Source organism: Aeromonas sp. 602658 (assembly GCF_049173005.1).
In the GTDB taxonomy this organism is placed as follows: domain Bacteria; phylum Pseudomonadota; class Gammaproteobacteria; order Enterobacterales; family Aeromonadaceae; genus Aeromonas; species Aeromonas veronii_A.
On record NZ_JAAKRF010000013.1, the window covers coordinates 59,872 to 86,234 of the forward strand.

33 protein-coding genes are annotated in these 26,363 nt (G+C 57.8%); 14 read left to right on the forward strand and 19 right to left on the reverse strand.

All coding sequences use genetic code 11. The features are described 5' to 3' along the window. The first annotated feature begins 113 nt into the window (after positions 1-113). Genes G5253_RS11530 through dolP form a run of 4 tightly spaced genes read left to right on the forward strand, consistent with a single transcriptional unit; the run spans position 114 to position 3,397 of the window. Complete coding sequence (locus tag G5253_RS11530; RefSeq protein ID WP_266134910.1) at positions 114-1,901, forward strand: penicillin-binding protein activator; 1,788 nt, start codon at positions 114-116, stop codon at positions 1,899-1,901. Continuing rightward, positions 1,843-2,214 carry a YraN family protein gene (locus G5253_RS11535; protein WP_410170583.1) on the forward strand — a complete coding sequence of 124 codons (372 nt, stop codon included), beginning with the start codon at positions 1,843-1,845 and terminating at the stop codon, positions 2,212-2,214. The genes G5253_RS11530 and G5253_RS11535 overlap by 59 nt, the downstream gene beginning before the upstream one ends. Positions 2,215-2,223: 9 nt before the next feature. Next, a complete protein-coding gene (locus G5253_RS11540; protein ID WP_118854505.1) occupies positions 2,224-2,814 on the forward strand; it encodes a D-sedoheptulose-7-phosphate isomerase in 591 nt (196 codons plus the stop codon). 4 nt (positions 2,815-2,818) lie between these two features. Continuing rightward, the gene (gene dolP, locus G5253_RS11545; RefSeq protein ID WP_266134912.1) at positions 2,819-3,397 is read left to right on the forward strand and encodes a division/outer membrane stress-associated lipid-binding lipoprotein; all 579 of its coding nucleotides are present in this window, start codon (positions 2,819-2,821) and stop codon (positions 3,395-3,397) included. Positions 3,398-3,440: 43 nt separating this feature from the next. Here the strand turns inward: dolP and G5253_RS11550 are convergent, their stop codons facing one another. The 8 genes from G5253_RS11550 to zapE all read right to left on the reverse strand — a co-directional run bounded on the left by G5253_RS11550 (position 3,441) and on the right by zapE (position 9,614). Further along, positions 3,441-3,866 carry a ClpXP protease specificity-enhancing factor gene (locus G5253_RS11550; protein ID WP_005336278.1) on the reverse strand — a complete coding sequence of 142 codons (426 nt, stop codon included), beginning with the start codon at positions 3,864-3,866 and terminating at the stop codon, positions 3,441-3,443. Continuing rightward, positions 3,863-4,492 carry a stringent starvation protein SspA gene (gene sspA / locus G5253_RS11555; RefSeq protein WP_005336279.1) on the reverse strand — a complete coding sequence of 210 codons (630 nt, stop codon included), beginning with the start codon at positions 4,490-4,492 and terminating at the stop codon, positions 3,863-3,865. The genes G5253_RS11550 and sspA overlap by 4 nt, the downstream gene beginning before the upstream one ends. Before the next feature lie 87 nt (positions 4,493-4,579). After that, the gene (locus tag G5253_RS11560; RefSeq protein WP_201938939.1) at positions 4,580-5,314 is read right to left on the reverse strand and encodes a cytochrome c1; all 735 of its coding nucleotides are present in this window, start codon (positions 5,312-5,314) and stop codon (positions 4,580-4,582) included. Then, entirely contained in the window at positions 5,311-6,528 is a 1,218-nt protein-coding gene (locus G5253_RS11565) for a cytochrome b (protein ID WP_005341735.1), read from the reverse strand. The genes G5253_RS11560 and G5253_RS11565 overlap by 4 nt, the downstream gene beginning before the upstream one ends. A gap of 2 nt (positions 6,529-6,530) precedes the next feature. Next, entirely contained in the window at positions 6,531-7,121 is a 591-nt protein-coding gene (gene petA, locus G5253_RS11570) for a ubiquinol-cytochrome c reductase iron-sulfur subunit (protein ID WP_266134913.1), read from the reverse strand. 295 nt (positions 7,122-7,416) lie between these two features. Continuing rightward, positions 7,417-7,809: a 30S ribosomal protein S9 gene (rpsI, locus tag G5253_RS11575; RefSeq protein ID WP_005336286.1), complete on the reverse strand. Its 393-nt coding sequence runs from the start codon at positions 7,807-7,809 to the stop codon at positions 7,417-7,419. 15 nt (positions 7,810-7,824) lie between these two features. After that, complete coding sequence (rplM, locus tag G5253_RS11580) at positions 7,825-8,253, reverse strand: 50S ribosomal protein L13 (RefSeq protein WP_005341737.1); 429 nt, start codon at positions 8,251-8,253, stop codon at positions 7,825-7,827. 266 nt (positions 8,254-8,519) lie between these two features. Continuing rightward, a complete protein-coding gene (gene zapE / locus G5253_RS11585; protein WP_266134914.1) occupies positions 8,520-9,614 on the reverse strand; it encodes a cell division protein ZapE in 1,095 nt (364 codons plus the stop codon). A 140-nt stretch (positions 9,615-9,754) separates the two neighbouring features. On the opposite strand from zapE, the gene G5253_RS11590 reads away from it, so the two are divergent. The 3 genes from G5253_RS11590 to degS all read left to right on the forward strand — a co-directional run bounded on the left by G5253_RS11590 (position 9,755) and on the right by degS (position 12,812). Further along, positions 9,755-10,135, forward strand: coding sequence for a YhcB family protein (locus G5253_RS11590; RefSeq protein ID WP_216952219.1), 381 nt, complete (start codon positions 9,755-9,757; stop codon positions 10,133-10,135). Positions 10,136-10,216: 81 nt separating this feature from the next. Next, a complete protein-coding gene (locus G5253_RS11595) occupies positions 10,217-11,578 on the forward strand; it encodes a Do family serine endopeptidase (protein ID WP_216952220.1) in 1,362 nt (453 codons plus the stop codon). Between the two features lie 109 nt (positions 11,579-11,687). After that, positions 11,688-12,812, forward strand: a complete 1,125-nt coding sequence (degS, locus tag G5253_RS11600) for an outer membrane-stress sensor serine endopeptidase DegS (protein ID WP_266134915.1) — start codon at positions 11,688-11,690, stop codon at positions 12,810-12,812. Between the two features lie 146 nt (positions 12,813-12,958). Here degS and npr read toward each other — a convergent pair whose 3' ends face one another. From npr to G5253_RS11650, 10 genes are all read right to left on the reverse strand, one after another. Continuing rightward, positions 12,959-13,231 (reverse strand): PTS phosphocarrier protein NPr, encoded by a 273-nt coding sequence (gene npr, locus G5253_RS11605; RefSeq protein ID WP_005336318.1) that lies wholly within the window; start codon positions 13,229-13,231, stop codon positions 12,959-12,961. 20 nt (positions 13,232-13,251) lie between these two features. After that, positions 13,252-14,118: an RNase adapter RapZ gene (gene rapZ, locus G5253_RS11610; RefSeq protein WP_040068818.1), complete on the reverse strand. Its 867-nt coding sequence runs from the start codon at positions 14,116-14,118 to the stop codon at positions 13,252-13,254. A 45-nt stretch (positions 14,119-14,163) separates the two neighbouring features. Further along, positions 14,164-14,610 (reverse strand): PTS IIA-like nitrogen regulatory protein PtsN, encoded by a 447-nt coding sequence (gene ptsN / locus G5253_RS11615; RefSeq protein WP_005336322.1) that lies wholly within the window; start codon positions 14,608-14,610, stop codon positions 14,164-14,166. 2 nt (positions 14,611-14,612) lie between these two features. Beyond that, complete coding sequence (gene hpf, locus G5253_RS11620) at positions 14,613-14,900, reverse strand: ribosome hibernation promoting factor (RefSeq protein ID WP_005336323.1); 288 nt, start codon at positions 14,898-14,900, stop codon at positions 14,613-14,615. A gap of 20 nt (positions 14,901-14,920) precedes the next feature. Beyond that, positions 14,921-16,360, reverse strand: coding sequence for an RNA polymerase factor sigma-54 (locus tag G5253_RS11625; protein ID WP_005336331.1), 1,440 nt, complete (start codon positions 16,358-16,360; stop codon positions 14,921-14,923). A 65-nt stretch (positions 16,361-16,425) separates the two neighbouring features. Continuing rightward, positions 16,426-17,151, reverse strand: coding sequence for an LPS export ABC transporter ATP-binding protein (gene lptB, locus G5253_RS11630; RefSeq protein ID WP_005336333.1), 726 nt, complete (start codon positions 17,149-17,151; stop codon positions 16,426-16,428). A 3-nt stretch (positions 17,152-17,154) separates the two neighbouring features. Next, positions 17,155-17,682 (reverse strand): lipopolysaccharide transport periplasmic protein LptA, encoded by a 528-nt coding sequence (gene lptA, locus G5253_RS11635; protein ID WP_040068817.1) that lies wholly within the window; start codon positions 17,680-17,682, stop codon positions 17,155-17,157. Then, positions 17,669-18,229, reverse strand: a complete 561-nt coding sequence (gene lptC, locus G5253_RS11640) for an LPS export ABC transporter periplasmic protein LptC (protein WP_005336338.1) — start codon at positions 18,227-18,229, stop codon at positions 17,669-17,671. Before lptC ends, lptA begins: the two co-directional genes overlap by 14 nt. Next, a complete protein-coding gene (kdsC, locus tag G5253_RS11645; RefSeq protein WP_047438734.1) occupies positions 18,226-18,780 on the reverse strand; it encodes a 3-deoxy-manno-octulosonate-8-phosphatase KdsC in 555 nt (184 codons plus the stop codon). Before kdsC ends, lptC begins: the two co-directional genes overlap by 4 nt. Then, complete coding sequence (locus tag G5253_RS11650; protein WP_005356672.1) at positions 18,780-19,775, reverse strand: KpsF/GutQ family sugar-phosphate isomerase; 996 nt, start codon at positions 19,773-19,775, stop codon at positions 18,780-18,782. The genes kdsC and G5253_RS11650 overlap by 1 nt, the downstream gene beginning before the upstream one ends. 207 nt (positions 19,776-19,982) lie before the next feature. Here G5253_RS11650 and mlaF point away from each other — a divergent pair, with 207 nt between their 5' ends. Genes mlaF through murA form a run of 7 tightly spaced genes read left to right on the forward strand, consistent with a single transcriptional unit; the run spans position 19,983 to position 24,503 of the window. Then, the gene (mlaF, locus tag G5253_RS11655) at positions 19,983-20,783 is read left to right on the forward strand and encodes a phospholipid ABC transporter ATP-binding protein MlaF (protein ID WP_005336343.1); all 801 of its coding nucleotides are present in this window, start codon (positions 19,983-19,985) and stop codon (positions 20,781-20,783) included. Beyond that, positions 20,783-21,562, forward strand: coding sequence for a lipid asymmetry maintenance ABC transporter permease subunit MlaE (gene mlaE, locus G5253_RS11660; RefSeq protein ID WP_005336345.1), 780 nt, complete (start codon positions 20,783-20,785; stop codon positions 21,560-21,562). The genes mlaF and mlaE overlap by 1 nt, the downstream gene beginning before the upstream one ends. 7 nt (positions 21,563-21,569) lie before the next feature. Continuing rightward, entirely contained in the window at positions 21,570-22,067 is a 498-nt protein-coding gene (gene mlaD / locus G5253_RS11665) for an outer membrane lipid asymmetry maintenance protein MlaD (protein WP_005336348.1), read from the forward strand. 2 nt (positions 22,068-22,069) lie between these two features. Continuing rightward, the gene (locus tag G5253_RS11670) at positions 22,070-22,702 is read left to right on the forward strand and encodes an MlaC/ttg2D family ABC transporter substrate-binding protein (RefSeq protein ID WP_005336350.1); all 633 of its coding nucleotides are present in this window, start codon (positions 22,070-22,072) and stop codon (positions 22,700-22,702) included. Further along, positions 22,699-22,971, forward strand: a complete 273-nt coding sequence (locus G5253_RS11675; protein ID WP_005336352.1) for an STAS domain-containing protein — start codon at positions 22,699-22,701, stop codon at positions 22,969-22,971. The genes G5253_RS11670 and G5253_RS11675 overlap by 4 nt, the downstream gene beginning before the upstream one ends. Further along, positions 22,971-23,228, forward strand: a complete 258-nt coding sequence (gene ibaG / locus G5253_RS11680) for a BolA family iron metabolism protein IbaG (RefSeq protein WP_005306001.1) — start codon at positions 22,971-22,973, stop codon at positions 23,226-23,228. The genes G5253_RS11675 and ibaG overlap by 1 nt, the downstream gene beginning before the upstream one ends. An 18-nt stretch (positions 23,229-23,246) precedes the next feature. Beyond that, on the forward strand, positions 23,247-24,503 hold the full coding sequence (gene murA / locus G5253_RS11685) for a UDP-N-acetylglucosamine 1-carboxyvinyltransferase (protein WP_266134917.1): 1,257 nt from the start codon (positions 23,247-23,249) through the stop codon (positions 24,501-24,503). 578 nt (positions 24,504-25,081) lie between these two features. Here the strand turns inward: murA and G5253_RS11690 are convergent. Further along, positions 25,082-26,335, reverse strand: coding sequence for a phospholipase D-like domain-containing protein (locus tag G5253_RS11690; protein WP_266134918.1), 1,254 nt, complete (start codon positions 26,333-26,335; stop codon positions 25,082-25,084). Positions 26,336-26,363 lie beyond the last annotated feature (28 nt).

Below are 26,363 nucleotides of genomic sequence, written 5' to 3' on the forward strand. Positions count from 1 at the left end.
TGAACCGGGTTACAAAGCAGCTAAGTGTATCACGACTCTTCGGCATCATACTCGCGGCAGTACTGCTCGCCGCCTGTGCGTCGGAGCCCACTCAACCGTCAGGGCAGTCAGGCATGCCCTCTGCGTTCTCCAATCTGACCAAGAATGCCCAGTGGTATCTTGAGCAGGTGGATCCCGCCAAGCCGGCCGAGGCCTTTACCTGGCAGATGCTGGCGGCACGCAGCTATCTGGCGCTGGGCCAGGCCAAACCGGCCTCGGCGCTGTTCCAGCAATTGCAGAAGCAGGCCAAGGATCCCGTTCAGAAGGCGCAGTTGCAACTACTGCAAGCCCATCTGTTGCTGGCGCAAGGCCACGCCAATCAGGCGCTGATCCTGCTGGAAGGCAAACCTGAGGTGGTGCTGGATGCCGATACCCAGAAGGATTGGTATCGCCAGCGCGTAGTGCTGCAGCTCGACATCAATAACAAGTTTGGCGCAGCCAAGTCATTGATTGCACTGGAGCCCTACCTCAATCAGAGCGAGCAGGCGACCAACCATCAGCAAATCTGGTCGTTGCTCAAAAGCATGACCCCTTCCACCCTGCAAGCGCTGGAAGAGGCTCCGGCCCCTGATGTGACCACCGGCTGGCTACGACTGGCGGCACTGGTCAACGAGTTTGGCGCCCAGCCGAACTTGCTGGCCCGCCAACTGGCAGGCTGGAAGCGCGACTTCCCCAACCATCCGGCCCAGAAAGATATGCCGGCAGGATTGGGCGATCTGGCGGCCACTGCCAGCACCTCGGTGCAACAGATCGCTGTGCTGCTGCCCCTCTCCGGCAATCTGGAGCCGCAGGGCGCAGCCATCCGTAATGGTATGCTGATGTCTTATAAGGAAAATCAGGGGCAATTCACCCTGAACTTCTACGACACCCAGAGCAAGTCGACCGGCGACCTTTATAAGCAGGCGATTCAGGAAGGGGCAGACATGATCATCGGCCCGCTGCTGAAAGATCGGGTCGAGGAGCTGCTCAAGGCCAATCCGACCGTGCCGGTACTGGCGCTCAACGAGCTGGACAAGCCGGTCGTCAACGACACCACCTACTACTTCTCCCTTTCTGCTGCCGCAGATGCCGCGCAGGCAGCCCAGTACCTTTACACCCAGGGCTACCGTAAACCGCTGCTGATCGCCGCCCAGGGGCGGATCGGTTACAGCAGTATCAAGGCGTTCGAGCAGAGCTGGGCCACCCTGAGCCAGGATAAGCCGGTCGTTGCCACCTTCGGTGCGCGCAACGAAGTGCAGGGGATGGTCAAGAATGCCCTGAGCGGCCGCTCTACCGCCCGTGCAGGTGAAGTGGTGCAACTCTCTGATGCCACACCGCGCAGCATCGATGCCGTTTACGTGGTCGCCAACAGTCTGGAAACCCGGATGATCAAGCCCTATGTGGATGTCTCGGTCAATCCGATGGGCAGCCTGCCCATCTACACCAGCTCCCGTGGCTACGACAGCGCCGCCACCGAGGTCGCCTCCGAGCTCAACGGCATGCATATCGCCGATATGCCGCTGCTGCTGGGCGGCTACGAGAAACAGCGCGAGCAGATCGCTCTGCTCTGGCCGCAGACCCAGGGTGACCTGCTGCGTCTGTTTGCCATGGGCTACGATGCCGTCAGCCTGGCTGAGAACCTCCAGCAGATGCGCAAGGTAGGCGGCATGCAGCAGGCCGGCATGAGTGGTCAGCTGAGCGTGGATGCCCAGGGCAATATCGTGCGGATGCTGAGCTGGGGTACTTACCAGAACGGCAAACTGGTCGACGAGAACGCCGTTCAGCAACTGGAGGAGCCCTCCAATGAAGGAACTATGGAAACGGATGCGCCAGCAGTTGCCGAGCCTGTTCCCCTCACCAACGAGCAAGGGACAGCACTTTGAACAAGTCGCTGAACGCTGGTTGCAGGCCCGGGGCCTGCAACCGGTAGCTCGCAACTACCGCTGTCGTGGCGGTGAAATAGATCTCATCATGCACCAGGGCCAGACCCTGGTGTTTGTTGAGGTGCGCTACCGGGCCACCGGCAGCCATGGCGGGGCCGCCAGCTCGGTCACCTGCAGCAAACAGCACAAGATCATGCTGGCAGCGCGCCACTATTTGAAGCAACATGCCATCAACGAGGCCAATCAGGCCTGCCGATTCGATGTGATTGCGTTCGAGGGCGACCAGCCAGCCTGGATCCAGAACGCATTTTAAGAGGACCCTATGACTGACCGCATCAAAGAGAACTACACCGAAAGCATCCAGACCAAGATAGCCGCCGCCGAGGCGTTGCCGGATGCCATCCATACTGCAGCCCAGATGATCACCATCTGCCTGCTCAATGGCCACAAGGTGCTGGCATGCGGTAACGGTCCTTCTGCCGCACTGGCGCAACTGTTTATCTCCGAGCTGGTCAACTGCTACGAGACCCAGCGCCCCTCCCTGCCCGGCATGGCCCTGACTCCGGACATGGCAACCATCAGCGCCATCGCCACCGACCACGGTTTTGAAGAGGTCTACTCCAAGCAGATCCGCGCGCTGGGCCAGCCTGGCGACATTCTGGTGGTCATCACCACCTCCGGCCACAGCCGCAGCCTGATCAAGGCCGCCGAGGCTGCCCTCTCCCGCGACATGACCATAGTGGTGCTGAGCGGGGGTGACGGTGGCGAAATGGCAGGTCTGCTCGGCCCAAACGATGTGGAGATCCGTGTTCCCTCCGCCCGTCGCCCTCGCATTCTGGAAGTGAACCTGTTGACCCTGCACTGCCTGTGTGATCTCATCGACCAGACACTTTTCCCGCAACAGGAAGATTGAAACCATGAAAAAGCACACTATCCTGCTCGGTCTGCTGGTTAGCACCATGCTGCTGCAAGGCTGCGCAGCCCTGGTTGTTGGCGGCGCCGCAGGGACTGCCAAGGCCTCTGGCGATCGCCGAACCCTGGGCGCGCAGTGGGATGACCAGACCATCGAGCTGAAAGCGGCCAATCTGCTGGCCGACAACAAACCCCTCAGCGCAGCCAGCAAGATCAGCGTCTACAGCAACAATGGCCGCGTCCTGCTGGTCGGCCAGACACCTTCTGACGTTTACAAGATTGAGGCGGGCAAAATTGTCAGTCGCATCGAAGGGGTCCGCCACGTCTACAACGAATTGCGCATCGGCCAACCTGCCAGTTTCACCACCCGCAGCAATGACTCCTGGATCACCTCCAAGGTGAAAGCCGACATGTTCGGCACCAAGAACTTCGACAGCACCAAGGTCAAGGTGGTCACCGAGAACGGCGAGGTGTTCCTGATTGGTCTGGTGACTCGCCAGGAGGGAGAGCAGGCAGTCAACATCGCCCGCCATGTCACCGGCGTGAAGCGCGTGATCAAGGCCTTCGAATTCGCCCAGAACTAAGCCCGACCGCACATAAAAAAACGCAGCCAATCGGCTGCGTTTTTTATTTGATCACCTTCAGGGTCGGACGACCGCTTGGACGCGGCGGTTCCGGCTCAGGCTCCACCGGCGCTTCAGCCTGCTCCAGCCAGATATCGTAACCCGGCTCAGGCGGGAACATGGTGCCCACGCCGTTCTCCCGGGCATGGATAGCCAGCACGGCCGCCATCGGGATATAGACCTGCTGGGATACCCCGCCAAAACGGGCACTGAAGCTGATAGCCTCGTTATCCATGTGAAATTGCATCACGGCTCGGGGCGCGATATTCAGTACAATTTGCCCGTCCTGAGCAAACTGCATCGGCACCATCACATGGGGAATGTTGACGTTGACCACCAGATGAGGGGTCAGATCGTTGTCCAGCAACCAGTCAAAGAACGCCCGTAACAAGTACGGGCGGCTCGGTGTCATTGTCGGTTCCATGCTCATACGCCAGCACGGATCTCGCGTTCGGCTTCGGTCAGGGAAGCCTGGAAGGACTCACGCTCGAACAGACGAACCATGTAGGCCTTCAGCTCTTTGGCGCCACGACCGGTCAGGTCGATGCCAAGGCTCGGCAGACGCCACAGCAGCGGTGCCATGTAGCAATCTACCAGACCGAACTCTTCGCTCATGAAATAGGGCATTTCACCGAAGATCGGCGCGATGGCCAGCAGGTTGTCACGCAGTTCGTTGCGTGCCGCTTCAGCATCGGTACCGGCCATGATCTTGTCGGCCAGGGAGTACCAGTCCAGCTCGATGCGGTGCATCATCAGACGGCTGTTACCGCGGGCAACCGGGTAAACAGGCATCAGGGGCGGATGCGGGAAGCGCTCATCCAGATACTCCATGATGATGCGCGAGGTGTAGAGCGCCAGCTCACGATCAACCAGGGTCGGTACAGAGTTGTACGGGTTCAGCTCGGCCAGCTCATCCGGCAGATTGGCTGGGTCAACCTGACAGATATCCACACTAACACCCTTCTCCGCCAGGACAATACGCACCTGATGGCTGAACATATCGTTGGCACCGGAAAACAGCGTCATTACCGAACGCTTATTGGCAGCTACAGCCATTGAACCCTCCCGTCATAAAAAAGCAGAAACGGCAATGAAGCATCTTGGTCTTCATTGCCGTGCATTATATTACCCGGATCTGGTCGCTTAGTGAACGTCGCGCCAGAATTCCTTCTTCAACAGCACAGTGAAGATGAAGAAGATCACGATGAAGCCAAGCACCCAGAAGCCCATGCGTTCACGCTCCTGTTGTACCGGTTCAGCCGAGTAGACCAAGAAGTTTACCAGATCCAGTACCGTCTTATCATACTCTTCGTCATCCATTTCACCGTTGCCGTCAGATTTGATGCTGACAACCTGCTGGGTCTCGACGCCATCGACCATGTGAGTCGCGAACTCGGCACGGGGAGTCCCCTGCAGCGGCTCCAGCACATGGGGCATGCCCACTGACGGGAACACCACGTTATTCACACCAAACGGACGGGTCGGATCCACGTAAAAAGAACGCAGATAAGTGTAAATCCAGTCCGCACCACGTACTCGGGCAACCAGAGTCAGGTCGGGAGGCGGCGCACCAAACCACTTGGCGGCATCCTTCTCGGACATGGCACTCTTCATCAGATCACCCACTTTGGCGTCGGTGAAAATGAGGTTCTCCTTCATCAGATCCTCAGGGATCTCCAGATCGGCAGCAACCCGGTTGTAGCGTTGGTACTGGGTAGAGTGGCAGCCGGCACAATAATTCATGAAGGTGGCAGCTCCGCGTTGCAGGGATGCCTTGTCACTCAGATCGTAATTGGCCTTGTCCAGTGCAACCGCACCTCCAGCGGCAAACACCAGAGAGGGCAGCAGGGTCAGCACTGCAAATATTATTTTTTTCATTTAAATGTCACCCTCTCCGGCAGCGGCTTGGTGCGTTCGTTTTTGCTGTAGAAGAACAACAGCACGAAGAAACCGAAATAACCCAAGGTACAGATCTGGGCAACCAGCGTCAGAGTCGGCGTCGACGGCAGTACACCCAGCACCCCCAGAATGATGAAGCAGACCACAAACTGGGCGATGTTCAGCTTGTGCAGCTTGCTGCGATAGCGTACTGAACGCACCTTGCAGCGATCCAGCCAGGGCAGCAGGAACAACACCACAATAGAGAGGCCCATCATGATGACGCCAAGCAGCTTGTCAGGTACCGCACGCAGAATCGCGTAGAAGGGGGTGAAGTACCACACAGGCGCGATGTGAGCCGGAGTCTTCAGGCCGTTGGCCACTTCAAAGTTCGGCTTCTCGAGGAAGTAACCCCACATATCCGGCTTGAAGAAAATGATGGCGCAGAAGAAGAACAGGAAGCCAGCGACACCGATCATATCCTTGACGGTGAAGTAAGGATGGAATGCCACCGCATCCAGCGGCCAGCCGTTCTCGTCCTTGTGCTTCTTGATATCGATGCCATCCGGGTTGTTGGAGCCCACTTCGTGCAGCGCCAGGATATGCATCGCAACCAGCATCACCAAAACCAGCGGCAACGCGATGACGTGCAGCGCGAAGAAGCGGTTCAGAGTCGCACCAGAGATAACGTAGTCACCACGGATCCACAGGGTAAGATCGTCACCGATGACCGGAATGGCACCAAACAGCGAAATGATGACCTGGGCCCCCCAGAATGACATCTGTCCCCAGGGCAGCAAGTAGCCCATAAAGGCTTCCGCCATCAGCACCAGGAAGATCAGCATGCCGAAAATCCACAGCAGCTCGCGCGGCTTCTGGTAAGAGCCGTAAATCATACCTCGGAACATGTGCAGGTAGACCACCACGAAGAAGGCAGAGGCACCGGTAGAGTGCATGTAACGTAGCAGCCAGCCATACTCCACATCCCGCATGATGTACTCGACGGAGGCAAACGCACCTTCCGCAGAGGGGTTGTAGTTCATGGTCAGCCAGATGCCGGTGATGATCTGGTTAACCAGCACCAACATGGCCAGCGAACCGAAGAAATACCAGAAGTTCAGGTTCTTCGGAGCCGGATACTTGGCCATGTGGTCGTTGTACATGGCCGTAAGCGGAAAGCGATCGTCAATCCAGCCCATCAGTTTGCTCAACATGATCAGGCCTCCTTGCCATCGGCACCGACCAGAATGGTGGTGTCGTTAATGAATTGATACGGCGGAATAACCAGGTTCAGTGGTGCAGGCACCCCCTGGAACACACGGCCAGCCATATCGAACTTGGAGCCATGACACGGGCAGAAGAAGCCGGACGAAACCCCCTGCACCTGCTCACCAAAACTGTCAGGCAGATAAGAAGGTGAACACCCGAGATGGGTGCAGATACCGACCGCGACAAAAATTTCGGGCTTGATCGATCTGTACCCGTTATGGGCATAGTCAGGCTGCTGCGGCTCTTCTGATGAGGGATCCCGCAACTTGTCATCATGTGCTGCCAGGGCATCCAGCGTCTGCTTGGTGCGTTTCACCACCCAGACGGGTTTGCCACGCCACTCGACACGGATGAGCTGACCCGGTTCCAACTTGCTGATATCGACTTCAACCGGTGCACCGGCTGCTTTGGCCTTGGCACTCGGATTCCATGACTTTATAAACGGCACTGCGGTAAACGCAGCTCCTACCCCACCAACGGCAACCGTTGACCAGGTAAGAAATCTGCGGCGACCGGTATCAACTGGCGCATTGCTCATCCAAAAACTCTCCCATGTGGACTCCGCACATTCTTATAGTGTCCCTGTTCCCCATTTTTCCCGTGACAACAGCGGCGGAAGCTGGATTTACAATTGCCACAGAAAACAGGGGAAATTTTAAAGAAAAGATAACAACTTGACAAGAAAGAGCGGTGAGCAATAAAAACAATAAAGAAACAATTTTTTGTCTTTTGTGACGCGTGGTTAGCATTGATGTCGGTAATATTACTAATAAAAAAAGCCTGGCGGTTGCCAGGCTTTTTTGACACTCGAAAGAGTGAGCACCGAAAGCGAATTAACGCTTGGAGTACTGCGGACGCTTACGAGCTTTGTGCAGACCGACTTTCTTACGCTCAACCTTACGGGCATCGCGAGTAACAAAGCCTGCTTTACGCAGTTCGGAACGCAGGGTTTCATCGTACTGCATCAGAGCACGAGTGATACCGTGGCGGATCGCACCAGCTTGACCGGAGATGCCACCACCGTTAACGGTGATGTACAGATCCAGTTTCTCGGTCATCTCAACCAGTTCCAGCGGCTGACGAACTACCATGCGGGCAGTCGGACGACCGAAGTACTGCTCCAGGGAGCGCTGGTTGATTACGATCTTACCGCTACCCGCTTTGATAAATACGCGAGCAGTGGAGCTTTTGCGACGGCCGGTACCGTAGTATTGATTTTCTGCCATGTTGCCAGTTCCCGATTAGATATCCAGTACTTGAGGTTGCTGAGCAGCGTGAGCGTGCTCGGCGCCTGCGTAAACTTTCAGTTTACGGAACATGGCACGGCCCAGAGGACCTTTCGGCAGCATGCCTTTAACAGCAGCTTCGATTACCATTTCCGGTTTACGCTGAATCAGCTTGTCGAAGCTGATTGACTTGATACCACCCGGGAAACCGGAGTGAGCGTGGTACATTTTGTCGGTAGTTTTCTTACCGGTAACACGTACCTTCTCAGCGTTTACAACGATGATGTAATCACCGGTGTCAACGTGCGGAGTGTATTCAGCTTTGTGCTTACCACGCAGACGAGCAGCGATCTCGGTTGCGATACGACCCAGAGTTTTACCTTCTGCGTCCACAATGTACCAGTCACGTTTTACGGTTTCTGGCTTGGCAACGAAAGTTTTCATTAAGTTAAACCCAATTACCTGTTACAGACCCAATTGTTTATGGGGGCTCTCCCACAAACAACAAACGATGGCCTACCTGTACCCCTTCGAATACAAGTAAAGCTTAAAGTGTTGCTGTCTTATCGACAGCTGTAACGTGGGCCGGGCGATTATAAGTGAAGTTGCCTTAAATATCACCTGCTAATTTCACTGCCATGAAACCAGCAAATGTCGCCCGGCCCTACCTGCCGCAGATGCCCATCCGACTGGCAGGCGCGGTATTGTGACTAAGGAAGGTGCACTCTGGCAAGGTATTCGTGCGATTGCATTTCCTGAAGCCGTGAAAGACAGCGTTGGAATTCGAAATTCAGCAGCCCTTCGCCGTAGAGTTCTGCCATGGGAACCGCCGCCGATATGATGAGCTTGACGTGCCGTTCATAAAACTCATCGACCATGGCAATGAAGCGGCGAGCCGCGTCATCCGTGCCTGTGCCCATTGGCTGCACATTGGCCAGCAGAACAGTATGGAACAGTCTGGCCAGCTCGATATAGTCGTTCTGGGAGCGGGGAGTAAAGCAAAGTTGCTCAAATTCCATATAGAGCACCCCTTCCCCCATTCCGAGCGACGTCAGCTGACGATGATTGACCTCGAACGTCCCCTCGCAAGCCGTGTGCCCACCGGTTAATTGCTGAAAATAGTGGTCAAGATTGGCTTTTGCCTGCAAGTCCAGCGGGCAGTGATAAATCTCCGCTTGTTCCAGCGTACGCAGGCGATAGTCGATACCGCCATCTACGTTAAGTACCTCGCAATGACGCTCGATCAGCTCGATAGCTGGCAAAAAACGGGCTCGCTGCAGCCCGTTGCGATAAAGATCCTGCGGCGGAATATTTGAAGTGGCGACCAGCACAACACCGTGACCAAACAGCTCCTGAAACAGCGTGCCCAGCAACATGGCATCGGTGATGTCGGAGACAAAAAATTCGTCGAAACAGATGATGTCTGTCTCGCTGGCAAGCTTGCTGGCCACCAGTTTGAGGGGATCGGACTGCCCGCTCAACCCCTGCAATTCATCGTGAATGCGGTGCATGAAACGGTGGAAATGGCTGCGCATCTTGCGCGTCCCCGGCAGGCTGTCGAAAAAGGTATCCATCAGCCAGGTCTTGCCTCGGCCCACTCCGCCCCACATATAGATACCGAGGACGGGCTCCGGCGGCTTGGGCTTCTGCAGCCAACCCAGCAGCCCTCGAGATCTGGTCGGAGTCGGGCGCCGTAGCAAATCCTGATACAGTCGCTCCAGCCTGCTAATGGCCATCCCCTGCGCGGGGTCGGCCAAAAAGCCGGGGCGCAGCAGATCCTGCTGGTATTTTTGCTGCGGTGTCATCCTTGAGCGCCTCTCCAAGTCCCTGAATCGAGGACAAAATGGTATCACGGCCTCAGGACGCACGGTATAGTGCCATCAAGGCATGGCGGTTATGACGACCGCATAAACCCACTCTGTTTTAGCTGTAACAAGGAGCATCTATGAGTCTGTTAACTGGGATCCTGCTGGCTGTCGCGGCCTTGATTATCGGTATCGTTCTCGGCCGTTTTTCGGTACGCAGCCGCGATGCCGGCCGTCTGGAACAGGAACTGAAAAAGGCCCACAAGGAGCTCGAAAGCTATCAGGGCCAAATCAATACCCACTTCGCCGACAGCGCCGCGCTGATGGAGCAACTGGCCGAGCAGTATCAGACCCTCTATCGCCACATGGCCGAGCAGAGCAAATTCCTGGCCAAGGCGCAGGAACCGCTGTTCCGTGAATCATTGGTAGAAGAAGCCCCAACCAAAGAAGCAGATGAGCCAGGCGTACCGCCTCGCGACTATGCCGGCGCCTCTTCCGGACTGCTCAAACAACCAAATTAGCTCCTCGCGGAACTAATTGGCCAGCCCTGTGGTCTGACCTTGACGATTGCAATGCAACTTTTTCTGGGAGCTGTTTTTCATATGCGTAAACCTCTTTCCATGCTCAGTGTGCTAGCCCTCAGCGTCGGTATCGCCATGTCTGCGGCCCCTGCTCAGGCCGCACTGCCTTCCCTGTTAGGCTCTAATCAGGAGATGCCAAGTCTGGCCCCCGTTCTCGAACAGGTCACTCCTGCCGTAGTTAATATCTCTGTCTCCGGCAAGAAGATCACCCGCCAGCGTCTGCCGGAACAATTCCGTTTCTTCTTCGGTCCCAATATGCCCGATGAACAGGTGAGCGAGCAGCCGTTCCAGGCTCTCGGCTCCGGTGTCATCGTCGATGCCAAGAAGGGTTACGTGATCACCAACGCCCACGTGGTTCACGAGGCGGACGAGATCAAGGTCACTCTGAAGGATGGTCGTGAATATGCGGCCAAGAAGATCGGTGAAGATAAGCAGTCCGACATCGCCCTGCTGCAAATCAAGGCCGAGGATCTGGTGCAGATCAAGTTCGCCGACTCCGACGAGCTGCGGGTGGGTGACTATGCGTTGGCAATCGGCAACCCGTTTGGTCTGGGTCAGACCGTTACCTCAGGTATCGTCAGCGCGCTCGGTCGCAGCGGCCTCAACATCGAGAATCTGGAAAACTTCATCCAGACCGATGCGGCCATCAACTCAGGTAACTCGGGCGGTGCCCTGCTCAATCTGCGTGGCGAGCTGATCGGTATCAACACCGCGATTCTGGGCCCGAACGGCGGCAACATCGGCATCGGCTTTGCCATCCCCTCCAACATGGTGCGGGATCTGACCGAGCAGATCGTCAAGTACGGTGAAGTGCGTCGCGGTCAGCTGGGCATTACCGGTACCGAACTCACCTCAGACATCGCCAAGACCTTCGGCTACAACAAGAAGGATGGCGCCTTCGTCAACCAGGTCATGCCTGACTCCGCCGCAGACAAGGCGGGCATCAAGGCGGGCGATATCATCGTCAGCATCGATGGCAAGCCGGTTCGCTCCTTCGGCGAGCTACGTGCCAAGATCGCCACCATGGGCGCTGGCAAGCAGGTCGAGCTGGGACTGATCCGCGATGGCAAGTCACAAACGGCCAAAGTGACCCTGAAGCAGGCCGATGACAGCGAAGTGCGCGCCAGCGCGCTGCATCCGGCACTGGAAGGGGCCAAGCTGAGCACCACTACCGATCCGGTCTCCGGCGTCGCCGTGGCCGACATTGATCCCCGTTCTCCGGCAGCCGCTTCCGGCCTGCAGAAGGGGGACATCATCATCGGGGTCAACCGTCTGCGCATCAACACCTTGGGCGAGCTGAGCAAGGCGCTCAAGAACAAGCCTGACGTACTGGCGCTCAATATCCAGCGCGGCGACTCCTCGCTCTATCTGGTGATCCGCTAACCCCCTGATGGTTCAACAACCTCTCTATCACCCGCGGCCTTCGCCGCGGGTGATTTTTATCCATCGATAGTGTTATTCTCTGCCCGCAGCCTGTACGGATGAGAATGACATGAAAATTTCCCCTTTAGTCAGTTACTTGGGCAAGTCTGTCGGTTTCGGTTTGACCGTCGCGGTGCTGCTGTTGCTGCTGTTTCCCAATTTTCGCGGTGGCGCCCAACTCCCGGGGCTCATCACCAATGCCCGAGAACTGAGTTTCTCCTATGCCGCTCATCGGGCCGGCCCCGCCGTCGTCAACATCTACACCCGCAGCTTTGCTCCCAACCAGGGCAATCAGGGGGAACTGCGTCCACAAGGACTGGGCTCCGGCGTCATCATGACCCAGCGCGGCTACGTGCTGACCAACTACCACGTCATCGCTGACGCCGACCAGATCATCGTAGCCCTGCAGGATGGCCGGGTTTTCAGTGCCGAGCTGGTCGGCACAGACCCGCTTACCGACCTTGCCGTGCTCTATATCGAGTCAGATAACCTGCCGGTAATCCCGCAAGATCCGGAGCGGTTGCCAGAAGTGGGCGATGTAGTACTCGCCATCGGCAATCCCTACAACGTCGGCCAGACCATCACCCAGGGCATCATCAGCGCGACTGGCCGCACCGGTCTCTCCAGCATGGGGCCGGACAGCAATGGCCGGCAGGATCTGCTGCAGACCGATGCCGCCATCAACGAGGGCAACTCGGGTGGCGCGCTGGTCAACGGCCGTGGCGATCTGGTGGGCATCAACACCGCCACTTATCACCTCAACGGCAATCAGGAGAGCTACGGCATCAGCTTTGCCATCCCCTACCGGCTGGCGAAGCGGATCATGGATGAGCTGATCACCAATGGCAGGGTCATTCGCGGCTACCTTGGGATATCCAGCGTCGAGATCAACCCGATAATCGCGCGGATGATGAATCTCGGCGATCTGCGTGGTCTGGTAGTGAAGAGTCTGGATCCCTACGGTCCAGCAGCCAAAGGCGGTCTGCAACGAGGGGATGTGCTGCTCAAGATCAACGGCGAAGCCATCAGCGGTCCCAGAGCCGCCTTGGACAAGATCGCCGAGAGCCGCCCCGGCACCAAGCTGACCATATCGGTGTTACGCTCCGGCAAGCCGCTGGAAGTGGTGGTCACCATTGAAGAGGATGTGCGCTATCAGAACCGGGCTGGAGTCAGCAATGTCTCATCGGCCAGCTAACGCGGCAAAGGTCTATTGCATCAGCCTGCAGCCTGTTAGGCTGCGCCTAACTCTCATTTCTCCATGGAACTACATAGTCAGCCATGTCATGCCGCAATAGCGCGACCGAATACAAGTGAAAGGAATAGAAGAAGAACGAGGAGTGACTACTCCTCATTAAAGCCAGAGGTGAACAGCTCCACCACGGCGGCCAGGGCCTCGACCTCTTCGGGGCCCTCAACCTGTACTTCCACCTGCCGCCCTTGCGCGGAATCCAGCATCAGCAGGCCGATGATGCTGTCAGCATCGGCCTCCACACCATCTTCATTGCGCAGCAGCACGTGAGCATCGAAACCCTGCACCAACTCGAACAGCATCATGGCAGGTCTGGCATGAATACCCAGCTTGTTTTTCACTTCAACCGAGGCGGAAACAGTCATCGGGTCGTCCTATTGGTCCGTCAGGATTGGGGGGCACTCTTGTCAAGAGTGCGGTGGCGGATCTGCACGTTCTTGCCAAGCAAACGGAATGCACTGGCCAGCCGTTCTGCAATAAAGACCGAGCGGTGCTGACCGCCGGTGCAACCGATGCCGACCGTGAGGTAGCTGCGATTGTTGCGCTCCAGATGGGGCAACCAGGTCACCAGCATGTTCTCGATCTGCTGGGTAAACAGCATTACGTCAGCCTGCGCCGAGAGGTAGTTGGCGACCGGCTCATCCTTACCAGTGAACGGCTTGAGCTCGGGGATCCAGTGCGGATTGGGCAGGAAGCGGGCATCGAACACGAAGTCAGCATCCTTGGGAATGCCGTACTTGAAGCCGAACGACTCGAACACCAGCACCAGCTCGTTCTCTTTCTTGCCGAGTACCCGGGTCTTGATGAGCTCGCTCAGGTCATGAATGCTGAGGGTGGTGGTGTCGATGCGCAGGTCAGCGGTCGAGGAGAGTGGCGCCAGCAGGTGGGTCTCCTCCCGAATCGCCTCATCCAGCGACAGCTTGTTGCGTGAGAGGGGGTGCAAACGGCGGCTCTCGCCATAGCGCTTGAGCAGGGTGCCGTTGTCGGCGTCGAAGAAGAAGCTGGAGAACTCAACCCGCCCCTCATTGCGCACCTGAGCCAGCAGATTTTCCAGTTTCTCCGGATCGCTCGGCAGGTTGCGCACATCGATACTGACCGCCAGCTTGTCGTACTGGCTCTCCACCGAGACAATCAGCTGGGGCAGCAAATTGACCGGCAGGTTATCCACACAGTAGTAACCCAGATCTTCCAGCACTCGCAGGGCTACCGTTTTACCGGAGCCCGAACGTCCACTTACCACGATTAACTGCATCTTGTTCCCTCACGCCAAAACGGGTGTCTCATCCTTGGCCTGCTGTCAGGCCGAGGTCATGATCTGATAGAGCTCTTCGTCGCTGGTTGCCTGACGCAACTGGCGGCAAACCGCCTTGTCACCCAGCTTGGAAGCCATCAGAGAAAGGGTCTTGAGATGCTGCTTGCACTCGCTTTCCGGCACCAGCAAGGCAAACAGCAGGTCAACCGGTTGATTGTCGATGGAGTCGAAAGGAATAGGGTCGGCAAAGGTCATCAGGATCGCGGTTGGCGGGAACTCATCGTCAATGCGACCGTGGGGGATCGCAATACCGGCACCGATCCCGGTACTACCCATTTTTTCGCGGGCCAGCAAGCATTCAAACAGCGCCTGACGGGAGGTGCCAAGGCGTTCGGCGGCCAGCTCGCTGATGATTTCGAGGGCGCGTTTCTTGCTGGTACAAGGGACTGCACTCTTGGTGCAGTCCCGACTCAGTATGTGTTCAAGTTGCATGGTTATTTTTTGTTTAACTTATCTTTGTGCTTGATGATCTGCCTGTCCAGCTTGTCGAGCAAGGTGTCTATCGCAGCATACATATCGGCATGTTCAGAGTTGGCAAACACTTCGCCACCGCTGACGTGCAATTTGGCTTCCGCTATCTGGTTCAGTTTTTCCACGCTAAGCACCACATGAACATTGTTGATGTGGTCGAAGTGACGCTCGAGTTTGGCAAATTTGTTATTCACATAATCACGCAGAGCTTCGGTGATCTCGACATGGTGTCCGGTCAGGTTAATTTGCATAACATCATCCTTTTGTTTGCCTAAACCAGGCGTTTGCGCTGATTGGAAGGTGGGATAAACAAGGATTCGCGATACTTAGCGATCGTGCGTCTCGCCACCATAATACCCTGTTCGGCCAGCAAATCCGCGATCTTGCTATCACTTAACGGCTTGGCAGGATTCTCTGCCGTGACCAGCTTCTTGATGAGCGCGCGAATTGCGGTCGATGAGCACTCTCCTCCTCCTTCGGTGTTCACATGGCTGGAGAAAAAAAACTTCAATTCGAAGATACCACGGGGGGTATGCATGTACTTCTGGGTCGTCACCCGGGAGATGGTCGACTCATGCATCTCTACCGCTTCGGCGATGTCATTGAGCACCATCGGCTTCATCGCCTCTTCACCATACTCGAAAAAGCCCTGTTGCTGCTCGACAATGCAACTGGCCACTTTCAGCAGGGTGTCATTGCGACTTTCCAGGCTCTTGATGAACCACTTGGCTTCCTGCAAATGGGAGCGGATAAACTGGGTGTCGGTGCTGCTGCGGGCGTTGCGGGCCATGGCGGCATAGGTCTCGTTGACCCGGATGCGGGGGGCAGAGTCGGGATTGAGCTCGACCACCCACTTGCTGCCCTTCTTGACCACGGAGACGTCGGGGATCACGTACTGGGAGTCGCTCTGGATGATGCCATTGCCGGGGCGCGGCTCCAGCAGCTGGATCAAATCCAGCACCTCCTTGAGGTCGCTCTCCTTGAGTTTTGTCTTGCGGGCGAGGGTGCGGTAATCCCGGTTGCCGAGCAGCTCCATGTGCTCGAGGATCACCTCCTTGGCCTCGTTGAGCCAGGGGGTCTGCGGGTCATACTGATCCAGCTGGATCAGCAAACACTCCTGCACAGAACGGGCAGCAATACCGACCGGATCGAAGTGCTGCACCCGCTTGAGTACCGCCTCGACCTCATCGAGCTCCACCTCTACGTCATCGCTGGTGACGGCAGCCTGGATATCCTCCAGCGCAACGGTCAGATAACCTGATTCGTCGATGGCATCGATGATGGCGAGCGCGATGGCGGCATCCACATCGCTAAACGGTGTGAGTCGCATCTGCCACAGCAGATAATCCTGCAGGTTTTCGGTGGTTTCACCCTGATAGACGCTATCTTCCCCATCGTGGATGGGGCCCGCGCTCTGGGCGGTGCCGGCAGAGTAAACCTCGTCCCAGGTGGTATCCACCGGCAACTCATCCGGCATCTGCTCCTGAGCCATGGCATCGCTGGAATCCAGCTGGCTGGCATCGACCGGCGCTTCCGGACTGGTCTCTTGCGCCTCGCTCTCTTCCTGCTCCAGCAGAGGGTTGTTTTCGAGCGCTTGCTGAATTTCCTGCTGAAGTTCCAGAGTGGAGAGCTGGAGCAGACGAATCGCTTGTTGTAATTGCGGCGTCATGGTCAGGGACTGACCGAGACGCAACTGTAATGTCGGCTTCATCTACGTCGGGATATCCTTATGTTCAGCGAGGCACTCGTCAAAGGAAATGAAGGCATGCCCCCTTACTATAGACTGAATTGATCGCCCAAATAGACGCGCTTGACCTGCTCATCGGCAAGGATGTCAGCCGGTGCACCTTCGGCAATCATCTTGCCGTGGCTGACGATATAGGCCTTCTCACATACGTCCAGAGTCTCTCTGACGTTGTGGTCGGTAATCAAGACGCCAAGGCCTCTATCTTTCAGATGCTGAATGATCTTCTTGATGTCTATCACAGAAATCGGGTCAACCCCTGCAAAGGGTTCATCCAGCAGAATAAAACGCGGCTCGGCCGCCAGCGCACGGGCGATCTCGACCCGACGGCGCTCACCGCCGGAGAGGCTCTGCCCCAGGTTGTCGCGAATGTGGGTGATATTGAACTCTTCCAGCAGTTGCTGAACCTTGTCTTCACGCTCTTCACGGCTCAACCCCTTGCGGGTCTGCATCACGCCCATCAGGTTGTCGAACACCGACAGGCGACGGAAGATGGAGGCCTCCTGCGGCAGGTAACCGATGCCGTTACGCGCCCGCACATGCATGGGCTGCAGGCTGATGTCCTGATCGTCGATGGTGATGAGACCGGCATCGCGCTGCACCAGCCCCACGATCATGTAGAAGGAGGTGGTCTTGCCCGCCCCGTTGGGGCCGAGCAGGCCGACAATCTGGCCGGTGCCCACTTCCAGGCTGACGTCACTCACCACCATGCGGCGCTTGTAGCTCTTCTGCAGACCCACTGCTTTTAACACTGCCATGGCTTATTTTCCCTGCTTCTTCTGGTCGGCGGGCTTATCGAAATTCTCTACCTGATCCGGCAGGAATACAGTTTTGACCCGCTGGCTCGGGCTCTTGCTCTCGGCAATCATCTTCTGTTTGACGATGTCGTAGCGGATCAGATCGCCATTGACCTGGCTATCTTCCTGCTTGAGCTGACCGTTGCCGGTGATGGTCACCAGACGGTTCTTCAGCTCGTAGCGGATGGTATTGCCGTGGGCATTGACCGGCTTGCCGTTATCCAGGATCTGGAAGAAGGTGGCGGGCTTGCCGTAGGCAGTCATCACCTCGGCCCCTTTCTCGCCGGAACGGGTCACTACCACCTTGTCAGCCTTGATCCGGATGGTGCCCTGATTGATGGTCACATCCTCTTCGAAGGTGATGCGGTTGTCCTGCATCTCGGCCACCTGTTTGACGGCATCGACGTAGACCTTCTCGGCAAAGTCGGACTCTTTGGCAGTCACCGCACCACACAACAACAGGGCTGCGAGGGCCAGATTAGCGTTTTTCATTGAAATAGATGGCATGGCCTTGATCCAGTAACTCAAAATATTTGCGGTCCAGATGGCCCTTGAGGCCAACCCCTTGGGTCTGGAAATCCCGACCCAGAATGTTCACTTCTCGGTTGCTGCGCACATCCTGTGTCACCAGATCCAGCTCCAGATAGGGGGTATCCAGTGTGGAGATGAAAGAGGTGGGCAGCAGACCATCCAGATGCACCTTGTCCCGCAGGATGACGTTGTCGCCGGTGTTGAGCACGCCGGTTTCGGCGGTCACCTTCCACTCGGCGGCACCCTGATCGTCATACATGTAGACCACCGGCTTGTCGAAAGTGGCCTGCTCGAGGATTTGATAATACTCGGCGTAGGTCGACTCCAGCCGCTCGGTGCGCTTGCCGTTGATATCAAAACGGGTGGTCACCAGATCTTTGGCGACAAAATCCGGCTGATAGTTTTCGATTTTGACGGCGCTCTCAGGCACCAGCTCAACCTTGCCCAACTGCCAGGCAACCAGCGCGACCAGAAACAGCAGGGCAAACAACAGGGTCTGTCTGCTCATACCGAGGCCTCGGGCTGATAATCGTCGTGGCCCTGCGCCTGCAAAATGAGGTCACACACCTCGCGCACCGCCCCCATGCCACCGCCAAGCCGAGTCACCATATCGGCACGGCTCAGCACCAGCGGATGGGCATCGGCCACCGCGATACCCAGGCCGCAGGCGGCCATCACCGGCAGATCGATGGTGTCATCGCCCATATAGGCGGCCTGTTCAGCAGTCAGCCCCAGCTTGGCCAGCAGCGCTTCGAAGTGAGGCAGCTTTTTATCAGCCCCCTGCACCACATGAGCCACCCCCAGGCTTTTCATCCGATCGCTGACGATACGGGAGTTGCGCCCGGTGATGATGGCGATCTCGATCCCGGCATTGAGCAGTGCTCGCATGCCCGCACCATCACGGGTGCAGAAGGTTTTCAGCTCTTCGCCGTTGTTTCCCATGTAGATGAGGCCGTTGGAGAGCACCCCGTCCACATCGCACACCAGCAGGCGGATTTGCGCCGCCTTGTCGAACTGGCTGCGCGTCACCGGACCATAGAGGGTCGGTACGTTTTGCATCAAATTACTCCGGCTTTCAGCAGGTCGTGCATGTTGAAGGCGCCGAGCGGGCGCTTGTCACCATCCACCACCAGTAATCCGTTGATTTTTCTCGTTTCCATCAGCTTGACGGCTTCTGCAGCCATCATCTCTGGGCCTACGGTAACACAGTTGGCCGTCATCACACGGCTGATGGGGGTGTGATGGATATCGATCTGCTGGTCAAGAATGCGGCGCAGGTCGCCATCGGTAAAGAGCCCGGCCAGCAGGCCATTGCCATCGACCACAGCCGTCATACCGAGTCCTTTGCGGCTCACTTCCAGCAGCGCCTGGCTGATGGTGGCATCTATCCCTACCCGGGGCAACAGCTCACCGCTGTGCATCAGGTCGCCAACCCGCAGCAACAGACGCTTGCCAAGGGAACCGCCCGGGTGCGAAAGCGCGAAGTCATCGGCGGTAAAACCGCGCGCTTCCAGCAGGGCGACCGCCAGGGCATCGCCCATCACCAGGGTTGCCGTGGTGCTGGAGGTGGGCGCCAGACCCAGCGGGCAGGCCTCTTTCTCCACCTTGATGCACAGGTGCACATTGGCCTCTTTGGCCATGGTAGAGGCGGGATTACCGGTCATACAGATGAGCGGAATGCCGCGGCGCTTGAGCACAGGCAGCAGAGCCAGGATTTCGTCGCTCTCGCCGGAGTTGGAGATAGCGATGATAAGGTCGCCACTGGAGATCATCCCCAGATCGCCGTGACTCGCTTCTCCCGGATGAAGGAAGAAGGCCGGTGTGCCGGTGCTGGCGAGGGTGGCGGCGATCTTGCTGCCGATATGGCCCGATTTGCCCATGCCGGTGACCACTATCTTGCCACCGCAGCGCAGCACCATTTCGCACGCCTTGTCGAAGGCGTCGTTCAGATACTGATAGAGTCCATCAATGGCTTGCTTTTCTGTGTCCAGCACCGCGCGGGCACTGCGACGAAAATCGAACAGTTCAGACACTTTCTCAGGCTTTACAGACATAAAGACACAGCTCCGGGCCGAAATTAGCTGCGGGATTATAAAAAAGTCTGCCCGGATAAGCGAATCGGATGGCAAGTCCCGCTCTCGATGACGCACTTTGTTACAGAAAACTGTCGTGCAAATGGGCTTGCAGCCTGTTCAATAGTTGTTCCTTGCTGTTGCTTAGACCTAGACTACCCCATAAAATTCGCACCTCATTTACACCGGATGGACAATTGTTTGAACAATGACCTGATCACCATCTCCGATCTGACCTTCAGTCACGGAGATCGGCTGTTGTATGACGGGATCAACCTGACCATTCCTCGTGGCAAGGTAACCGCCGTCATGGGCCCGAGCGGCATCGGTAAAACCACCCTGCTGCGGCTGATCGGTGGCCAGCTCAAGCCGGAGTCCGGTCACATTCTGTTTGACGGGGAAGACATCCCCACCCTCTCCCGTTCGCGCCTCTATGAAGTGCGCAAGCGGATGAGCATGCTGTTCCAGAGTGGCGCCCTGTTTACCGGCATGACGGTCTACGACAACGTGGCCTTCCCGCTGCGGGAGCACTCCGGCCTGCCGGAGGAGCTGATCCACACCATCGTCATGATGAAGCTGCAAGCGGTGGGCTTGCGCGGCGCGGCGAAACTGATGCCCTCCGAGCTCTCCGGCGGCATGGCGCGCCGGGCGGCGCTGGCTAGGGCCATCGCCCTTGACCCCGACCTCATCATGTATGACGAGCCGTTTGTCGGGCAGGACCCCATCACCATGGCGGTGCTGGTCAAGCTGATCAAGGAGCTGAACGATGCCCTCGGTATCACCTCCGTCATCGTCACCCACGATGTAAAAGAGGTGCTGAGCATCGCCGATTACGCCTACATCATTGCCAATCGCAAGGTGGTGGCGCACGGTACGCCGGATCAGCTGCGCGAGGAGCACAATCCCGAAGTCGAGCAGTTCCTCAAAGGATTGCCCGATGGTCCTGTTCCGTTTCATTTTCCGGCAGGCGATCTGCTACAGGATCTCTGATGTTGATAAGTCAAATAAGCAAGCTGGGGCGGGTCGGAGTGCGGTTTATCAGCTCCGTCGGTCGCGCCACCATCATGTTGTTCCATGCGCTGGCGGGCAAACCCGAACCGCGCAAGCACTTCCCGCTGCTTGTCCAGCAGTTGTATGTGGTGGGCGTACAGTCGGTAGCCATCATTCTGGTCTCCGGCCTGTTCATCGGCATGGTGCTCTCGCTGCAGGGTTACAACGTATTGAAGGATTTCGGCGCAGAGCAGAGCCTGGGACCGCTGGTCTCCCTCTCCCTGCTGCGGGAGCTGGGGCCTGTGGTCACGGCGCTGCTGTTTGCCGGCCGTGCCGGTTCGGCCCTGACCGCTGAAATCGGCCTGATGAAGGCCACCGAGCAACTTTCAAGCCTAGAGATGATGGCGGTCGACCCACTGCGCCGGGTGGTTGCCCCCCGCTTCTGGGCTGGCGTCATCAGCATGCCGCTGCTGGCCTTTATGTTCAGCCTGATCGGTATCTTCGGCGGCAAGCTGGTCGGCGTGGACTGGCTAGGCGTCGACGAAGGGGGCTTCTGGTCTGCCATGCAGGCCTCCGTCGACTGGCATGAAGACATCATGCAGGGCGCCATCAAGAGCCTGATTTTCGCCCTGGTGGTCACCTGGATTGCGCTCTTTAACGGCTATGATGCCAAGCCAACCTCGGCCGGGATCAGTCAGGCCACGACCCGTACCGTGGTCCACTCATCCCTCGCCGTGCTCGGCCTGGATTTTATACTCACTGCAGTCATGTTTGGATAAGGTAAAGATGAAGTTCAGCAAAGTAGAATTCCTGGTCGGCACCTTCATGCTGGCTGGCATCGGTGCCATTCTGGCACTGGCCCTGCAAGTGGCCGGTTTGAGCTTCAAACCGGAAGGAGAAACCTATACCCTGCGCGCGCATTTCGATAATATCGGCGGCCTGAAAGTCCGTTCGCCGGTCAAGGTCGGCGGCGTGGTGGTCGGTCGGGTCAGCGACATCGTACTGGACCCGAAAACCCAGGTGCCCGAAGTGACCCTGATGATGCAAAAGAGCGCTGGCGAGTTCGCCGATACCAGTTCCCTCTCCATCCTCACCTCCGGTCTGCTCGGCGAGCAGTACATCGGTCTGGCCCCCGGCTTCAGCGATGAGGAGATGGGCACCGAGATGCTCAAGGATGGCGACCTGATTGAAGACACCAAATCCGCCATCGTGCTGGAAGATCTGATTGGCAAGTTCCTCTACAGCCAATCCTCCGACAGCAAATCAGACAGCAAGAAGGAGTAATCATGTTCAAGAAAATCGCCCTGCTGCTGGGTCTGATGACCAGCATGCTCTTTTCCCTGTCTGCCCAGGCCGCAGTCGATGCTACCGACCCCAACGCGCTGGTGGATCAGGCTGCCAAGCAGACCTTTGCCCGCCTGAAAGCTGATCAGGCCCAGGTGAAAAGCAATCCGGACCACCTGCGGGTGATCATCCGCGAAGAGCTGCTGCCCTATGTGGACAACCGCTTCGCCGCCTACAAGGTGCTTGGCAACCAGATTAAAGAGACTACCGAAGCGCAGCGCAATGCCTTCGTCGAGGTGTTCACCGAGTACATGGTGAGCTCCTACGCCGATGCGCTGGCCCATTTTGACAAGCAGACCGTCAAGGTCGAGCCGGGCAAAGCCCCCAGCGGCAATATCACCGCCGTCAACGTCAGCGTGAAAGAGGCCGGCAAGCCGGACATCTTCCTCGAGTTCAAGCTGCGCAAGAACAACAAGACCGGCGAGTGGAAAGCTTTTGACATGGTGGCAGAGGGGATCAGCCTGCTCTCCGCCAAGCAGAGCGAGCTGGGCGGTTTGATCCGCCAGAACGGCATCGATGCGGTGATCGCCCAGTTGCGCGAACACAACGCCAAGCCGCTGGTACTCAAACCATGACCCTCAGCGGTGAGCTGCAGGCGCCACAGGTCAATGACCTGTGGCAACGCCGCGCTGAATGGTGGCAGGACGACCAGCTCGAGCTCGGCGGCGTCACCACCCTCGACTCTGCCGGACTGGCCCTGCTGGTCAAATGGGCCAAAGCCGTATTAGCGCGAGGCGCCACACCGCAACTGGTGGGCGCCTCCAGTGATTTCTATACCCTGGCCAACCTCTACGGGGTGGCCGGGCTGTTTCAATCAACCCCGCTCACAACTGAGGACGCATAATGCAAGTCTCTGAAATTGAAGCGATACTCCTTGAGGCTCTGCCATTGTCCGAAGTCCATGTCAAAGGGGACGGTAGTCACTACCAAGTGATCGCCGTCGGTGACATGTTTGACGGCATGAGTCGGGTCAAGAAGCAGCAGGCCATCTATGCCCCGCTGATGGACAAGATAGCCAGCAACGCCATTCACGCCCTCTCGATCAAGGCGTTCACCGACGCCGAGTGGAAACGCGAACGTAAATTCCTATTGCCCTCCTGATTTGGTAACGAAGTAAAAATGGACAAATTCAAAATCGATGGTCGTTGTACTCTCAACGGCGAAGTGACCATCTCCGGCGCCAAAAACGCCGCACTGCCGATCCTGTTCGCGACCCTGCTCTGTGATGAAGAGGTACACCTCTCCAACGTGCCGCGCCTGAAAGATGTGGGCACCACCATCAAGCTGCTGGAGATGCTGGGCGCGACCACCAAGGTCAACGGCAACGTCACCGTGCTGACCGGTGCGGTGAACAACCACGTCGCCCCCTACGAGCTGGTGAAGACCATGCGCGCCTCCATTCTGGCGCTGGGCCCGCTGGCTGCCCGTTTCGGCGCGGCTGACGTCTCCCTGCCCGGCGGCTGCGCCATCGGTGCCCGTCCGGTCAACCTGCACGTCCACGGCCTGGAGCTGATGGGTGCCAAGATCACCATCGAAGAGGGTTACATCAAGGCCCGTGTCGATGGCCGCCTGAAAGGCGCTCACATCCTGATGGATATGGTCTCCGTCACCGGTACCGAAAACCTGATGATGGCCGCAACCCTGGCTGATGGCCGCACCGTGATCGAAAACGCCGCACGCGAGCCGGAAGTGGTCGATCTGGCCAACTTCCTCAATACCCTGGGTGCCAAGATCCAAGGTGCGGGCACCGACACCCTGACCATCGACGGTGTCGAGCGTCTGTACGGCGGCAACTACAGCGTGCAGCCTGACCGCATCGAAACCGGTACCTTCCTGGTGGGTGCAGCGGTCACCGGCGGCAAGATCACCTGCCGCAAGACCGACCCGACCCTGCTGGAAGCGGTACTGGTCAAGCTGGAAGAGGCTGGTGCACTGATTGAGAAGGGTGAAGACTGGATCACCCTCGACATGACTGACCGCACCCTCAAGCCGGTCACCATCAAGACCGCCCCCTACCCGGCCTTCCCGACCGACATGCAGGCACAGTTCACCGTACTGAACGCGGTGGCACAAGGTACCGGCATGATCACCGAAACCATCTTCGAGAACCGCTTCATGCACGTTCCCGAGCTGGTACGGATGGGCGCAGACATCGAGTTGCAGGGTAATGTGGCCATCTGCCGCGACACTGCTCAGCTCAAGGGGGCTCAGGTGATGGCGACCGATCTGCGCGCCTCTGCCAGCCTGGTGCTAGCCGGCTTCGTCGCCGAAGGCTCCACCATCGTCGACCGCATCTACCACATCGACCGTGGCTACGAGAACATCGAGCAGAAGCTGCAGGGTCTGGGTGGCCGCATCGAGCGCATCAAGGGCTGATATTTCCCTGATCGCTGGCCGATAAAAAGGCCCCCTCGCTAATGCAAGGGGGCCTTTTTACATTCACCTGGGCTGCCGAGATTCAATGCGGTCGAGAGTGGTCCATATCGTGTCAGGCTATTTACCAGCCCCCTGGCGGCCAACGTTCATTGGCTCGAGACTCGCCAAAGAACCAAAAAAGTGGGGTGACATGTCCATGTCACCCCCTCGCAAATAGCATGTTCCATATTGGAGTCCGGCCACACCGGGTCTCTGTTTCACTTTCCGATAGTTCGCGACCCATCTGAAGTGCGCGCCAATTGCAGCGATGCAACCGACCAGCTACCCGTTACAACCTTCGTCCACACGGCAGACAAGCCGCCGTGTTTGTCCTTGCAACTGAAATATTACGCATAAAAACAAAATAAAAAACGTTTTTATGCCAATTCCATTCACATTGGAGTACAAAAAACAGCCTTGTCACCACCATTAACTGGTTATAAAACAGTTAGATAGACTCTATCATGGCTATTCACCCGCGATGTGCATCGGCAAAGGCCTACACGCCTTTGCGAGATCTCGCACAAAAAATTGCCGCCTCACAGCCAACGGCGCAGTGGCAACCAGTCGCTCAGGCGGGCTATCAGTCGCCTTGACCACCCTTCGGGTTTGCGCGGCAATCCACCCGCCTGCTCCTGCCAGCGAGCCAGCCACATTCGCAGCGCCTCGCAGATCGGCGGACAGTGCAGATGCAGCATCAGCTCGGTATTGAGAAACAGCGAGCGGGGATCGAGGTTGAGGCTGCCAAACAGCGCCCGCTCCTCCCCCAGCAGGATCAGCTTGGCGTGCAGGCTGCCGTGGCCATGGTCAAACTCGGCGACGCGGATCCCGCGCCGCAGCAACCAGCCGAGATAGCGCTGATAGGCGCCATAGACCAGCGGCACATCGGTGCTGGCCAGCGAGTTGGTGAGAATGTTGATGGCGACCCCCTGCTGGCGCAGCCGCGCCAGACGGTGCCGGAACCCGCGAGTAAGGATGAGGTAAGGGGTCACCAACCCCAGCGAGCCGGGATTGTCAGCCAGCTGGCGCCAGAGCTGACGGGCAGTGGTGGGACGGGAGATAAGCCCCTTGCCAGGACGGTCGAACCACACCTCGGCCCGCCCCTCATGCCATTGCAGCGGCACATCGCTCTCGTCAAACAGCGCCGCGGGCAGCTCGTAGACCGTTGCCACCGCCGGATCCGTCATGGTGAACAGGAAGTCGTTGACCACCTCTATTTCGGCGGGCAGCAACTCGCGGCGCAGCAGATGGCGGATGAGGTGACTCCAGCGGCTGTGCCAGAACTGCTCGAACCCCTGCACCATCTGCTGGCACAGTCCCCCCTGACAGGCGAGATCGAGATCCACGAAGGGAGCTTGCGGATCCAGACCGAAGTAGCGATCGCCGATGTTGCGCCCGCCGATCAGCGCCAGCTTGCCATCCACCAGCAGCAGCTTGTTGTGCATCCGGTGGTTGATGCGGCGAAAGCTGAGCAGCCCCTCCAGAAACAGTGCCAACGGGCGCCAGCCCCGCAGCCAGAAGGGGTTGAACAGCCGCACCTCGATCCCCGGGTAGTGAGCCACCATCTCCAGAAAGCGGTTGTCACCGGCATAGAGATCATCCACCAGCAGCTGTACCTTGACGCCACGCCGGGCGGCGTGAAGCAGCTCGCTCAGCAGCAGCTTGCCGCTGCTGTCCTCCTCCCAGCTGTAGTACTGCGCCTGGATCCGCTCGCGGGCATGGCGGATCCAGTGACAACGCACCTTGAGCGCCAGCTGGGGATCGTCGATCAGGGCAAAGGATCCGGGGATCATGGTGTCATCCTGCTGTCATGGCCGGGTG

What these genes read in the sequence shown, in the direction of transcription:
- G5253_RS11670 (WP_005336350.1), top strand. Translation starts at nt 22,070, where the DNA reads ATGTTCAAGAAAATCGCCCTGCTGCTGGGTCTGATGACCAGCATGCTC.
- G5253_RS11690 (WP_266134918.1), bottom strand. Translation starts at nt 26,335, where the DNA reads ATGATCCCCGGATCCTTTGCCCTGATCGACGATCCCCAGCTGGCGCTC.
- G5253_RS11535 (WP_410170583.1), top strand. Translation starts at nt 1,843, where the DNA reads ATGCGCCAGCAGTTGCCGAGCCTGTTCCCCTCACCAACGAGCAAGGGA.
- G5253_RS11650 (WP_005356672.1), bottom strand. Translation starts at nt 19,775, where the DNA reads ATGTCTGTAAAGCCTGAGAAAGTGTCTGAACTGTTCGATTTTCGTCGC.
- G5253_RS11530 (WP_266134910.1), top strand. Translation starts at nt 114, where the DNA reads ATGCCCTCTGCGTTCTCCAATCTGACCAAGAATGCCCAGTGGTATCTT.
- G5253_RS11625 (WP_005336331.1), bottom strand. Translation starts at nt 16,360, where the DNA reads ATGAAGCCGACATTACAGTTGCGTCTCGGTCAGTCCCTGACCATGACG.
- lptB (WP_005336333.1), bottom strand. Translation starts at nt 17,151, where the DNA reads ATGGCAGTGTTAAAAGCAGTGGGTCTGCAGAAGAGCTACAAGCGCCGC.
- G5253_RS11540 (WP_118854505.1), top strand. Translation starts at nt 2,224, where the DNA reads ATGACTGACCGCATCAAAGAGAACTACACCGAAAGCATCCAGACCAAG.
- G5253_RS11565 (WP_005341735.1), bottom strand. Translation starts at nt 6,528, where the DNA reads ATGTTGAGCAAACTGATGGGCTGGATTGACGATCGCTTTCCGCTTACG.
- murA (WP_266134917.1), top strand. Translation starts at nt 23,247, where the DNA reads ATGGACAAATTCAAAATCGATGGTCGTTGTACTCTCAACGGCGAAGTG.
- G5253_RS11595 (WP_216952220.1), top strand. Translation starts at nt 10,217, where the DNA reads ATGCGTAAACCTCTTTCCATGCTCAGTGTGCTAGCCCTCAGCGTCGGT.
- G5253_RS11675 (WP_005336352.1), top strand. Translation starts at nt 22,699, where the DNA reads ATGACCCTCAGCGGTGAGCTGCAGGCGCCACAGGTCAATGACCTGTGG.
- ptsN (WP_005336322.1), bottom strand. Translation starts at nt 14,610, where the DNA reads ATGCAACTTGAACACATACTGAGTCGGGACTGCACCAAGAGTGCAGTC.
- G5253_RS11550 (WP_005336278.1), bottom strand. Translation starts at nt 3,866, where the DNA reads ATGAGCATGGAACCGACAATGACACCGAGCCGCCCGTACTTGTTACGG.
- npr (WP_005336318.1), bottom strand. Translation starts at nt 13,231, where the DNA reads ATGACTGTTTCCGCCTCGGTTGAAGTGAAAAACAAGCTGGGTATTCAT.
- lptA (WP_040068817.1), bottom strand. Translation starts at nt 17,682, where the DNA reads ATGAAAAACGCTAATCTGGCCCTCGCAGCCCTGTTGTTGTGTGGTGCG.
- rpsI (WP_005336286.1), bottom strand. Translation starts at nt 7,809, where the DNA reads ATGGCAGAAAATCAATACTACGGTACCGGCCGTCGCAAAAGCTCCACT.
- mlaD (WP_005336348.1), top strand. Translation starts at nt 21,570, where the DNA reads ATGAAGTTCAGCAAAGTAGAATTCCTGGTCGGCACCTTCATGCTGGCT.
- mlaE (WP_005336345.1), top strand. Translation starts at nt 20,783, where the DNA reads ATGTTGATAAGTCAAATAAGCAAGCTGGGGCGGGTCGGAGTGCGGTTT.
- sspA (WP_005336279.1), bottom strand. Translation starts at nt 4,492, where the DNA reads ATGGCTGTAGCTGCCAATAAGCGTTCGGTAATGACGCTGTTTTCCGGT.
- kdsC (WP_047438734.1), bottom strand. Translation starts at nt 18,780, where the DNA reads ATGCAAAACGTACCGACCCTCTATGGTCCGGTGACGCGCAGCCAGTTC.
- ibaG (WP_005306001.1), top strand. Translation starts at nt 22,971, where the DNA reads ATGCAAGTCTCTGAAATTGAAGCGATACTCCTTGAGGCTCTGCCATTG.
- rplM (WP_005341737.1), bottom strand. Translation starts at nt 8,253, where the DNA reads ATGAAAACTTTCGTTGCCAAGCCAGAAACCGTAAAACGTGACTGGTAC.
- mlaF (WP_005336343.1), top strand. Translation starts at nt 19,983, where the DNA reads ATGGACAATTGTTTGAACAATGACCTGATCACCATCTCCGATCTGACC.
- dolP (WP_266134912.1), top strand. Translation starts at nt 2,819, where the DNA reads ATGAAAAAGCACACTATCCTGCTCGGTCTGCTGGTTAGCACCATGCTG.
- rapZ (WP_040068818.1), bottom strand. Translation starts at nt 14,118, where the DNA reads ATGCAGTTAATCGTGGTAAGTGGACGTTCGGGCTCCGGTAAAACGGTA.
- lptC (WP_005336338.1), bottom strand. Translation starts at nt 18,229, where the DNA reads ATGAGCAGACAGACCCTGTTGTTTGCCCTGCTGTTTCTGGTCGCGCTG.
- G5253_RS11590 (WP_216952219.1), top strand. Translation starts at nt 9,755, where the DNA reads ATGAGTCTGTTAACTGGGATCCTGCTGGCTGTCGCGGCCTTGATTATC.
- degS (WP_266134915.1), top strand. Translation starts at nt 11,688, where the DNA reads ATGAAAATTTCCCCTTTAGTCAGTTACTTGGGCAAGTCTGTCGGTTTC.
- G5253_RS11560 (WP_201938939.1), bottom strand. Translation starts at nt 5,314, where the DNA reads ATGAAAAAAATAATATTTGCAGTGCTGACCCTGCTGCCCTCTCTGGTG.
- petA (WP_266134913.1), bottom strand. Translation starts at nt 7,121, where the DNA reads ATGAGCAATGCGCCAGTTGATACCGGTCGCCGCAGATTTCTTACCTGG.
- hpf (WP_005336323.1), bottom strand. Translation starts at nt 14,900, where the DNA reads ATGCAAATTAACCTGACCGGACACCATGTCGAGATCACCGAAGCTCTG.
- zapE (WP_266134914.1), bottom strand. Translation starts at nt 9,614, where the DNA reads ATGACACCGCAGCAAAAATACCAGCAGGATCTGCTGCGCCCCGGCTTT.